This is a genomic window from Pseudomonas sp. PWP3-1b2 (genome assembly GCF_049896045.1).
Classification (GTDB): domain Bacteria; phylum Pseudomonadota; class Gammaproteobacteria; order Pseudomonadales; family Pseudomonadaceae; genus Aquipseudomonas; species Aquipseudomonas antarctica_B.
Genome location: NZ_JAFCTN010000075.1, coordinates 1 through 10,896 on the forward strand (window position 1 = coordinate 1; position 10,896 = coordinate 10,896).

The 10,896-nt window shown below is 61.7% G+C and carries 9 protein-coding genes and 1 pseudogene; 4 read left to right on the forward strand and 6 right to left on the reverse strand.

Features of this window, described 5'->3' with window-relative positions; translation table 11 throughout:
- Positions 1-95 precede the first annotated feature (95 nt).
- The 6 genes and pseudogenes from cmoB to ACP7A2_RS26755 form a co-directional block, all read right to left on the reverse strand.
- On the reverse strand, positions 96-1,052 hold the full coding sequence (gene cmoB, locus ACP7A2_RS26730) for a tRNA 5-methoxyuridine(34)/uridine 5-oxyacetic acid(34) synthase CmoB (protein WP_426136798.1): 957 nt from the start codon (positions 1,050-1,052) through the stop codon (positions 96-98).
- Complete coding sequence (gene cmoA, locus ACP7A2_RS26735; protein WP_375071087.1) at positions 1,049-1,792, reverse strand: carboxy-S-adenosyl-L-methionine synthase CmoA; 744 nt, start codon at positions 1,790-1,792, stop codon at positions 1,049-1,051. The genes cmoB and cmoA overlap by 4 nt, the downstream gene beginning before the upstream one ends.
- Before the next feature lie 120 nt (positions 1,793-1,912).
- Positions 1,913-1,998, reverse strand: a pseudogene (locus ACP7A2_RS26740) (lysoplasmalogenase); the annotation flags it as partial.
- 1 nt (position 1,999) lies between these two features.
- Positions 2,000-2,389, reverse strand: a complete 390-nt coding sequence (locus ACP7A2_RS26745) for a protease inhibitor I42 family protein (RefSeq protein ID WP_426136800.1) — start codon at positions 2,387-2,389, stop codon at positions 2,000-2,002.
- 200 nt (positions 2,390-2,589) lie between these two features.
- Positions 2,590-5,010, reverse strand: a complete 2,421-nt coding sequence (gene lon / locus ACP7A2_RS26750; RefSeq protein ID WP_426136801.1) for an endopeptidase La — start codon at positions 5,008-5,010, stop codon at positions 2,590-2,592.
- Positions 5,011-5,141: 131 nt separating this feature from the next.
- Positions 5,142-6,131, reverse strand: a complete 990-nt coding sequence (locus ACP7A2_RS26755; protein WP_426136802.1) for a GntR family transcriptional regulator — start codon at positions 6,129-6,131, stop codon at positions 5,142-5,144.
- Between the two features lie 336 nt (positions 6,132-6,467).
- Here ACP7A2_RS26755 and ACP7A2_RS26760 point away from each other — a divergent pair, with 336 nt between their 5' ends.
- The 4 genes from ACP7A2_RS26760 to ACP7A2_RS26775 are packed head-to-tail and all read left to right on the forward strand — an operon-like array spanning position 6,468 to position 10,832.
- The gene (locus ACP7A2_RS26760) at positions 6,468-7,799 is read left to right on the forward strand and encodes an amidase (RefSeq protein WP_426136804.1); all 1,332 of its coding nucleotides are present in this window, start codon (positions 6,468-6,470) and stop codon (positions 7,797-7,799) included.
- Positions 7,800-7,810: 11 nt separating this feature from the next.
- Positions 7,811-8,689 (forward strand): polysaccharide deacetylase family protein, encoded by an 879-nt coding sequence (locus ACP7A2_RS26765; RefSeq protein WP_426136805.1) that lies wholly within the window; start codon positions 7,811-7,813, stop codon positions 8,687-8,689.
- A gap of 30 nt (positions 8,690-8,719) precedes the next feature.
- Positions 8,720-10,060: an MFS transporter gene (locus ACP7A2_RS26770; RefSeq protein ID WP_426136806.1), complete on the forward strand. Its 1,341-nt coding sequence runs from the start codon at positions 8,720-8,722 to the stop codon at positions 10,058-10,060.
- A gap of 10 nt (positions 10,061-10,070) precedes the next feature.
- The gene (locus ACP7A2_RS26775; RefSeq protein WP_426136807.1) at positions 10,071-10,832 is read left to right on the forward strand and encodes an SDR family NAD(P)-dependent oxidoreductase; all 762 of its coding nucleotides are present in this window, start codon (positions 10,071-10,073) and stop codon (positions 10,830-10,832) included.
- Positions 10,833-10,896: the final 64 nt, after the last annotated feature.

A 10,896-nucleotide genomic window follows, 5' to 3' on the forward strand; every position in this document is an offset into this window, starting at 1 on the left:
CCTGCGATGCAGACACCTCGGTCCAACTGACACACCGAGGTGTCTGCATCGCAGGCAAGCCAGCTCCCACATTTCACCTCCACAGGTCTGGGGGATTACTTGCGAGCGATGATAACTGCGCGCATCGGCGCCGGCAGCCCTTCAATCGTCTTGCTGTGATCGTCCGGGTCGAGAAAATCACTCAGCGACTGAAACTTCATCCAGTCGGTCCCGCGCTGCTCTTCCACGGTGGTCACGCTCACATCCACACAGCGCACCTCGCTGAAGCCCGCGCGGCGCAGCCACAGCATCAGCGCCGGCACCGATGGCAGGAACCACACATTGCGCATCTGCGCGTAGCGGTCTTCCGGCACCAGCACTTGCTGCTGATCGCCTTCCACCACCAGCGTTTCCAGGACCAACTCGCCGCCTTTGACCAGGCAGTCTTTCAGTGCCAGCAAATGCTCGATCGGCGAACGGCGGTGGTAGAACACGCCCATGGAAAACACCGTGTCGAAGCCTTCCATGTTCGGTGGCAGGTCTTCAAACGGGAACGGCAGGTGCCAAGCTTTGGGTTCAGACAAATAGCGCTGCACCGCCTGGAACTGGCAGAAAAACAGCCAGTTCGGGTCCACGCCAATCACGCTGTCGGCACCCGCGCCGAGCATGCGCCACATGTAGTAACCGTTGCCGCAGCCCACGTCGAGGATGCGTTTACCCTTTAAATCCAGGTGCGGCGCAACGCGCGACCACTTCCAGTCCGAGCGCCACTCGGTGTCCACATGCACACCGAACAGGTTAAACGGCCCTTTGCGCCATGGGCTCAGGCCCATCAACGCGGTGTGCATTTGCGCGCGGGTGGCGTCGTCGCAATCGGTGTCGAGCCTCAGGCCATTGAGCAAATCGACTTCGCTGGGCTGGATTTTCGGCAAGGCATCCAGCGCGCTCTGCCAGCGCTCCAGGTCGCCATGACCCTTTTCCATCTTGCTATCGAGTTGTGCTTGCAGGCCTTGGGCCCACACGGCCAAAGGAGTGCCCACCATATGGCGGGCGAGGGGGGACAGATCAATCATGGCAAGGCAATCAACGAGGCAAAGTTAAGACACTGGAACCACGGCACGACTTTGGAGAACCCGGCCGCCAGCAGGCGTTCTCGGTGTTCTTCGAGGCTGTCGGGCTTCATGACGTTTTCGATGGCGCTGCGCTTCTGGGCGATTTCCAGTTCGCTGTAGCCGTTGGCGCGTTTGAACGCGACGTGCAGGTCGGTGAGCAGTGCGTGTTCTTCAGCATCAGTAAAGCGCAGCTTTTCCGAAAGGATCAACGCACCGCCCGGCAGCAGCGACTGGCGGATGCGACCGAGCAGCGCCAGGCGCTCATCGGGGGCGATAAATTGCAGGGTGAAGTTCAGCGCCACCACCGACGCCGGCTGAAACTGCAGCGCGAGGATATCGCCCTCAATCACCTCAACCGGCAGCAACTCCTGGAACATCGAATCCTGGCCATTCAGGTATTCGCGGCAGCGCTCGACCATTGCTGCCGAGTTATCCACAGCGATAACGCGGCAACCGTCGGTGCGCACATGGCGACGCAAGGCTTGGGTCACCGCGCCCAGGGAAGAGCCCAGGTCATAGAGCAGGCTATTGGGCTGGGCAAACTGCGCCGCGAGTACGCCGAGGTTTTCGACGATGGTCGGGTAACCCGGCACCGAACGTTTGATCATGTCCGGGAACACCCGCACCACGTCCTCGTTAAAGGCGAAGTCCGGCACCTGGGGCAGGGGCTGGGCGAATAGGCGATCGGGTTCTTTGCTCACGGCTGTTCCGGCGACGATGGGGGAAAGGCCGGCATTTTAGCCAATGTGGTGAGGGGATGCGCGGTTTGTCTGATGGAAAGCCGAGGCGGTGATACCCCACTGGCCGAGCCAGTAGGTGGTGATCAACAGGCACAACAATGCTGCATGGGGGTCAGGCCGTAGATATAACTACCGGCGCCCATCAACGCAAGAATCAGCCAAGGCACTTCAGTTCACCGTAATGGCGCAATCGAACGTCTCGGCCGGTTCGGCCTCCGGCTCCCACGGTTGCTGGGAGGTCAGGCGCAAGCGGCCCTGGCCGGCAGCGAACGCCTGGAAACGCCAGGTGGACTGGCCGCCGCCACCGATTACGCCGGATTCACTGCTGCTGTAGACCTCGGGGCTCAACGCGCGCAGCACGCCGCCAGCGGAATCCTGGATGGCCCAGCGATAGCCGGTGGTGGGGTTGCTCGGCAGGGTGAGGATCAGGTTTTGTCCGGTTTTAAGCTGAAGCGGGCAGGCGCCCTGGTCTTCAACGGTGATGTTTTGCTTCGGTGCACTGGCGCACGCAGCCAGTAGGGCAAGGCTCAGGGGGAGAAGAAGGCGGGCAGCGGTCATGGGGGCTCCGTTGATTCACGACGAAGGGCGAGCATAACCGAAGATGAGACTGGGTGTGACAGGCTGGGGTATTGAGGTGGCTGGACTGGCCCCTTCGCGGGCAAGCCCGCTCCCACAGTTGACCGTGTTGTCATTAACAACACCAATACCTGTGGGAGCGGGCTTGCCCGCGATGAGGCCAGTTCAGCCCTAGAGATCTATCAGAACAGCACCTTAGCCACATCCGCAAAGCGCTTGGCAAAGTGCACCGTCATGCCTTCCTTCAAATACTCCGGCAATTCCTCAAAGCTGCCACGGTTCGGCTCCGGCAGGATCAGTTCGTGAATCTTCTGGCGCCGCGCCGCAATCACTTTCTCGCGCACGCCACCAATCGGCAGCACATGCCCGGTCAGCGTCAATTCGCCGGTCATGGCCACGCCTTTCTTCGGCGGTTGGTTACGCGCCAGCGACAGCAACGCACTGGCCATGGTCACGCCTGCGCTCGGGCCGTCTTTGGGGGTGGCACCTTCCGGCACGTGCAAGTGCACAAAGGCCTCGTCGAAGAATTTCGGATCACCGCCAAACGATTTCAAGTTCGAGCTGATGTAGCTGTAGGCAATCTCGGCGGACTCTTTCATCACTTCACCCAACTGCCCGGTGAGCTTGAACCCGCGATTGAGGGTATGAATGCGCGTCGCTTCAATCGGCAAGGTCGCGCCGCCCATGCTGGTCCAGGCCAGGCCAGTAATCACGCCGGTGCCGGACAGCACTTGCTCGTTGCGGAACACCGGCATCCCCAGTGAACTTTCCAGGTCCTTGTTGCCGATCTTGATTACCGAGTTCGGCTCATCCAGCAACTTGACCACGGCCTTGCGCACCAGTTTGCCCAACTGTTTCTCCAGTTGGCGCACACCGGCTTCCCGCGCATAACCGTCGATCAATGCGCGCAGGGCACCGTCGCTGATCGAGAGGCTGTTTTTCGACACGCCGGCTTTATCCAGCTGTTTTGGCCACAGGTGACGCTTGGCGATGGCGACTTTTTCTTCGGTGATATAACCCGACAGGCGAATCACTTCCATGCGGTCCAGCAGCGGGCCGGGGATCGAGTCCAGGGTGTTGGCGGTGCACACGAACAGCACTTTGGACAGGTCCAGGCGCAGGTCCAGGTAGTGATCGAGGAATTCGACGTTCTGTTCCGGGTCGAGGGTTTCCAGCAGCGCCGAGGCGGGGTCGCCCTGGTAGCTCTGGCCCATCTTGTCGATCTCGTCGAGCATGATCACCGGGTTCATCACCTCCACATCCTTCAGCGCCTGCACCAGCTTGCCCGGCATGGCGCCGATGTAGGTGCGGCGGTGGCCCTTGATCTCGGCCTCGTCGCGCATGCCGCCGACGCTGAACCGGTAAAATGGCCGACCGAGGGATTCGGCGATGGATTTGCCCACGCTGGTCTTGCCCACGCCCGGCGGGCCCACCAGCAGCACGATGGAGCCGGCGACTTCACCTTTGTAAGCACCCACCGCCAGGAACTCGAGGATACGACTCTTGATATCGTCCAGGCCCGCGTGGTGTTTATCCAGCACCTTGCGCGCGTGTTTCAGGTCGAGTTTGTCCTCGCCATACAGGCCCCACGGCACGGCGGTGGCCCAGTCGAGGTAGTTGCGGGTAACCGCGTATTCCGGCGAGCCCGTTTCCAGGATCGACAACTTGTTCAGTTCTTCATCAATGCGCTTTTGCGCCTGGGGCGGCAGCACTTTGCCCACCAGGCGTTGTTCGAACTGTTCGACGTCCGCGCTGCGGTCGTCCTTGGTCAGGCCCAGCTCCTGCTGGATAACCTTGAGCTGTTCCTTGAGGAAAAACTCGCGCTGGTGCTCGCCGATCTTGCGGTTCACCTCAGCGGAGATTTCCTTTTGCAGGCGCGCGACTTCAACTTCCTTGCGCAGCATCGGCAACACTTTTTCCATGCGTTTGAGCATGGGCACGCAGTCCAGCACTTCCTGCAACTCGTTACCGGTGGCCGAGGTCAACGCGGCGGCGAAGTCGGTGAGCGGCGACGGGTCGTTGGGGCTGAAGCGGTTGAGGTAGTTCTTCAACTCTTCGCTGTACAGCGGGTTGAGGGGCAGCAGTTCCTTGATCGCATTGATCAGCGCCATGCCGTAAGCCTTGACCTCGTCGGTCGGCTGGGTCGGCTGGTGCGGGTATTCGACTTCCACCAAATACGGCGGGCGATGGTGCTTGAGCCAGGTCTTGATGCGCACACGGGTCAGGCCCTGGGCGACGAATTGCAGCTTGCCGTTCTCGCGGCTGGCGTGGTGCACCTTCACCAGCGTGCCGTACAGCGGCAGGGCAGAGGTGTCGAAGTGGCGCGGGTCTTCTGGCGGCGTTTCCATGAAAAACAGCGCGAGGGAGTGGTGATCGGACTTGCTCACCAGTTCCAGTGTCTCGGCCCACGGCTCTTCATTGACGATCACCGGCAACACTTGCGCGGGGAAGAACGGGCGGTTGTGGATCGGGATGATATAGACCTTGTCCGGCAGGTTTTGCCCAGGCAGGGCCAGGCCAGTGTTGGACGAAGTGGTTTCAGTGTTTTCGGGGTCAGCGTATTCGTTGAGGTCTAAATCAGGGAATTCTTGCTGGTCGCTCATGGGGCACCTGCATAAGGAAGTATGGAGGTTAGATGGGGCGCAGCAGCAGTGGTTTCAATGGGGGGCGTGAGATAGCAACATATTGCATGGATTTGCCAAGACACAAATCCCACAGTTGGAATTGAGTGCGGTCAGCTGATTTTGTGCAGGTAGCCTGGCAACGGCTGTTCAGGCAACACCGACAACACCTTCAACCGCTGCAACATGCGCTGCCGTGCCCGCTGCAAATGCTCGCGCAAATTCAACGCCGCCGCGTCAAACGCCCCGTGCAGCAACAGTTCCAGAATCAATCGATGTTCGGCGAGCATGGCCGGATCAGCCCCAATGCCCAGCAAACGGTAAAAAATCCGGCTGATGATCATCGGGCTTTGGCCCTGGCGAATCAGCGCTGCAATCTTGCGGTTTTGCAGGCCGGCCAGGCAGCGTTGGTGCAGGTCTTCTTCGATTTGCTCGATGGCTTCCAGGCTGCACTGCGGGCTGTCCTGGGCATCAAGCACGCGTTGCAGCATGCTTTCGAGCAGGTCGCGGTCAAGGTTCGGCGCGCTTTGGCGCAGCGCTTCGGGTTCCAGGCAGGCACGCAGTTCGTAATCCTCGGTAACTTCCCGCGCGGTCAAAGGCCCCGCCAGCCACTGGGAGTAGGGCTCCTTTTCCACCAGGCCCCGGTCGCGCAGGCGCATCAGCGCTTCACGCACCACCGCGCGGCTGACGCCGTAGTGGTCGGCGGCGGCCTGCTCATCCAGACGGTAATGGCCGAAGGCAATGCAGGTGGACAGCGCCGCGCCGATTTCTTCAACGATTCGCTCGCCCAATGGCCGGGTGTCCACCAGCTCGTCGTCGCCGTTCAGGCCCAGGTGCGCGTGGCTCAAGGGCAGGCGCAGCGGCTCCATCGCCAGGCCTTCTGGGTTGATCAGGTAGCCCCGGCCATTGAAGCGGCAGATCAGCCCTTCATCGTGCAGCAAGTCCAGCGCGCGACGCACCGGCACGCGGCTGGTGCCGAACAATTCGGCCAGTGGCGCCTCCAGCAACACCAACCCGTGGCGGGCGGTGCCGTTGACGATCGCATCCCGCATCACCTTGTGGATCATCGCGTAACGGGAGGCCGAGGCGGACACTGCTTTCATCTGTTTCTCTGGTGGCGGTGGGACGGTGGCCGGGGATTCTCTCATAAGTTGCGCCTGTCACCCTGCGCCACGTCAGTGGCACTTTTTTGGGGCCTTGCCCGCAGGAATGTTACTTTTTGCACCAAAATGTACTTATTAATAAAAGATACATTATTTCATTCGAAGCCTGTTCAGCCAGGCGCGTCGAATTTTTTTAGTTCCTGAAAAAGCATCTATCTCGTAGCTCAGGGCTTAAAAGCTCAATGGCGCAGAAAGCCGCGTGAACAGACTGGCACGAAAGCTGCCTTTGTAAAATGTACATTTTATTAATATGTACGTTTTATAAGGGTCAACTCTATGTCAGACGCCACTTCACTGGCCGAGGCGTTCGCCAGAGGTCGCAGCGATCCGGTGCAAGCCCTCGAGCAGGCTCTCGACAGCGCAGGTCAGTCGCCAGGTGTGTTCATTTCCCTGACCGCCGAGCGTGCCCGTCGCGAAGCCGAAGCCGCTGCCGCCCGTTGGCGCGCCGGCCAGCCCTTGAGTGTGTTCGATGGCGTGCCCCTGGCCTGGAAAGACTTGTTCGACGTCGCCGGCAGCGTGACCACAGCCGGTGCCGCCTACCGCCGCAACGCGCCGGCTGCTCTGCTCGATGCGCCGTGCGTAGGCTTGCTGTGTCGCGCCGGGATGGTCAGCGTCGGCAAGACCAACCTCAGCGAACTGGCCTATTCCGGCCTGGGCCTGAACCCGCATTTCGGCACGCCGCCTAACCCACACGGCACGGGTCAGCCGCGCATTCCGGGCGGTTCGTCCTCAGGCTCGGCCGTGGCGGTCGCCGCCGGGATCGTGCCCATCGCCATGGGCACCGACACTGCCGGTTCGATCCGCATCCCTGCCGCCTTCAATGGCCTGGTCGGTTACCGCAGCAGCAGCCGACGCTACAGCCGCGACGGCGTGTTTCCGCTGGCGCGCACCCTCGACAGCCTCGGCCCGCTGACCCGCAGCGTGCGCGATGCGCTGGCCATCGATGACGTACTGCACGGCCGCTCGCACACCCACGTTCCTCGCAGCCTCAAGGGCCAGCGCTTTGTGCTTGAGCAAGGCGCACTCGAAGACATCGAACCCGCCGTGCGCAACAACCTGCTGCGCGCGATGGACCAGTTGAAGGCCGCAGGCGCGCTGATCGACGTGCGTAATAGCCCAACGTTCCAGGCCACCCTCAACCTGATCAAACACCAAGGCTGGCTCGGCGCCTTTGAAGCCTTCGCCCTGCACGAAACCCTGCTCGACAGCGACGATGCCGAGTTGCTCGACCCGCGTGTGCGCCGTCGCCTCGAAGCGGCGCGCGCACTGCCCGCCAGCCAGCTGATTCACCTGACCGACGCGCGCCGTCGCCTGCAACAGCAACTGATCGACGACCTCGACGGCGCCCTGCTGATCACCCCAACCGTCGCGCATGTCGCGCCACCGCTGGCCCCTCTGGAAGCCGACGATGACCTGTTTGTGAACACCAACCTCGCCACCCTGCGCCTGACCATGCCCGGCAGTTTTCTCGACATGCCCGGCGTGACCTTGCCCAGTGGCCGCGATGCTCAGGGCTTGCCCACCGGCCTGCTGCTGGGCGCGCCGATGGGCGAGGACGCGCGCCTGTTGCGCGCGGCGTTGTCCGTCGAATCCGTACTCAACTTTTAAGGAGACACACCATGGCTAAAGACATTCTCTGTGCATTTGGCGTCGACGTTGACGCCGTCGCCGGCTGGCTCGGTTCCTACGGCGGCGAAGACTCGCCCGACGACATTTCCCGTGGTTTGTTCGCCGGTGAAATCGGCGCGCCGCGCTTGCTCAAATTGTTCGAACGCTACGGCATGCGCACCACCTGGTTTATCCCCGGCCACTCGATGGAAACCTTCCCCGAGCAGATGAAGGCGGTGGCGGATGCCGGTCACGAAATTGGCGTGCACGGCTACAGCCACGAAAACCCGATTGCGATGACCGCCGAACAGGAAGAAATCGTCCTCGATAAATCCATTGAGCTGATCACTCAAGTGACCGGCAAACGCCCCACCGGCTACGTCGCGCCGTGGTGGGAATTCAGCAAGGTCACCAACGAGCTGTTGCTGAAAAAAGGCATCAAGTACGACCACAGCCTGATGCACAACGACTTCCACCCTTACTACGTGCGCAAGGGCGACACCTGGACCAAGATCGACTACAGCCAGCACCCCGACACCTGGATGAAACCCTTGGTGCGCGGTGAAGAAACCGACCTGGTGGAGATCCCGGCCAACTGGTACCTCGATGACCTGCCGCCGATGATGTTCATCAAAAAAGCCCCCAACAGCCACGGCTTCGTCAACCCGCGTCACCTCGAAGAAATGTGGCGCGACCAGTTCGACTGGGTCTACCGCGAACACGAACACGCGGTGTTCACCATGACCATCCACCCCGACGTCTCCGGGCGCCCGCAGGTGCTGTTGATGCTGGAGCGTTTGATCGAACACATCCAGAGCCATGCCGGCGTGCGCTTTGTCACCTTCGACGAAATCGCCGACGACTTTATCCGCCGCCAACCGCGTACCTGACCCTTAGCCCACACCCCCGAGGCGCGATTTATGTCTATCTACAACAAGCTTGACCTGACTGGCTGGAAACCCCGGCAACTGACGTCCCAGGAAGTGCGCTTTGCGACCTGGATCGCGTTTTTCGCCTGGGTGTTTGCGGTGTATGACTTCATCCTCTTCGGCACCTTGCTGCCGGAAATCGGCCGGCACTTTGGCTGGGGTGAAGTGGAGCAAGCTGAAATCGCGACCTGGGTGGCAGTGGGCACGGCAGTGGTCGCCTTCGCCATCGGCCCCGTTGTCGATAAATTGGGTCGGCGCAAAGGCATTATTTTCACCGTGGCCGGTTCCGCGCTGTGCTCGGCACTGACGGCCATTGGCGGGGCGTGGGGCAAGTCGCCGCTGATTCTGATTCGTTCGTTGGGTGGCCTGGGCTATGCCGAGGAAACCGTCAACGCCACGTACCTGAGCGAGCTGTATGGTGCGTCCGAAGACCCGCGCCTGACCAAGCGTCGCGGCTTTATCTACAGCCTGGTGCAGGGTGGCTGGCCGGTGGGCGCGTTGATTGCCGCTGGTTTGACTGCGTTGCTGCTGCCGATCATCGGCTGGCAGGGCTGCTTCATCTTTGCTGCGATCCCGGCCATTGTGATCGCGATCATGGCGCGCAAGCTCAAGGAAAGCCCGCAGTTTCGGATCCATGAGCGCATCAGCCAACTGCGCAAAAGCGGCGCGGTGACCGAAGCGCAAAACGTCGCCGTGACCTATGGCGTGGACTATGACGAACACAGTAAGGCCGGCCTCAAAGCCGCCTTTCGCGGCCCGGCTCGCCGCGCCACGCTGGTGATCGGTGCCGCGCTGTTGCTCAATTGGGCAGCGATCCAGGTGTTCAGCGTGCTCGGCACGTCGGTAATCGTCAGCGTGCACCACATCTCCTTCGAGAACTCGCTGATCATCCTCGTGCTGTCCAACCTGGTGGGGTATTGCGGCTACCTGACCCACGGCTGGATGGGCGACAAGATCGGCCGCCGCAACGTCATCGGCCTCGGCTGGATGCTCGGCGGGCTGTCGTTTGCCGGCATGCTGTTTGGCCCAAGCAACATGCCGACGGTGGTCGGGCTGTACAGCCTGGGCCTGTTTTTCCTGATCGGGCCGTACTCGGCGGCACTGTTTTTCATCAGTGAGAGTTTCCCCACCAGCATCCGCGCCACCGGCGGCGCGATCATTCACGCCATGGGCCCGATTGGCGCGGTGGTCGCAGGTTTTGGCGCAACGCAAGTGTTGTCCGCCGGCAGTGACTGGCAGACCGCTGCACTGTGGTTCGGCGCGCTGCCGTGCTTTTTGTCCGGCGTGCTGATGTTTGCCGCGCGCCATGTGCGTCCGGAAACTGTTCAGTAAGGAGGTTCAGATGAGCCGTAAAGTTGCCTTGATTACCGGTGCCGCCAGCGGCATCGGCCAAGCGCTCGCCGAGGCCTATGCCCGCGCTGGCGTAGCGGTGGTGGGCGGGTATTACCCGGCCGACCCCCATGACCCGCACACCACCGTTGCCCTGGTGGAAGAGGCGGGCGGTGATTGCCTGATGTTGCCGCTGGACGTGGGCGATACCGCCTCGGTGGACGCGCTGGCCGAAGCTGCCGTGGAGCATTTTGGCCGCCTCGATTACGCCGTGGCCAACGCGGGCCTGCTGCGCCGCGCGCCGCTGCTGGAGATGACCGATGAGCTGTGGAACGAGATGCTCAATGTTGACCTCACGGGGGTGATGCGCACCTTCCGCGCGGCGACCCGACAGATGAAAGAGGGCGGGGCGCTGGTGGCGATTTCGTCGATTGCCGGTGGTGTGTATGGCTGGCAGGAACACAGCCATTACGCAGCGGCGAAGGCTGGTGTGCCGGGGTTATGCCGGTCGCTGGCGGTGGAGCTGGCGCCATTGGGCATTCGCTGCAATGCGGTGATTCCGGGCTTGATCGAGACGCCGCAGTCACTGGATGCGAAGAACTCGTTGGGGCCGGAAGGCCTGGCCAAGGCGGCGCGCGCGATTCCGCTGGGCCGGGTGGGCCGGGCGGATGAAGTGGCGTCGCTGGTGCAGTTTTTGACCAGTGAAGCGTCGAGTTATTTGACCGGCCAGAGCATCGTTATCGACGGTGGCCTGACCGTACGCTGGCCCGATTGACTGCACCCAATTTTAAACCTGTGGGAGCTGGCTTGCCTGCGATGGCGGTGGGTCAGCTACCTAT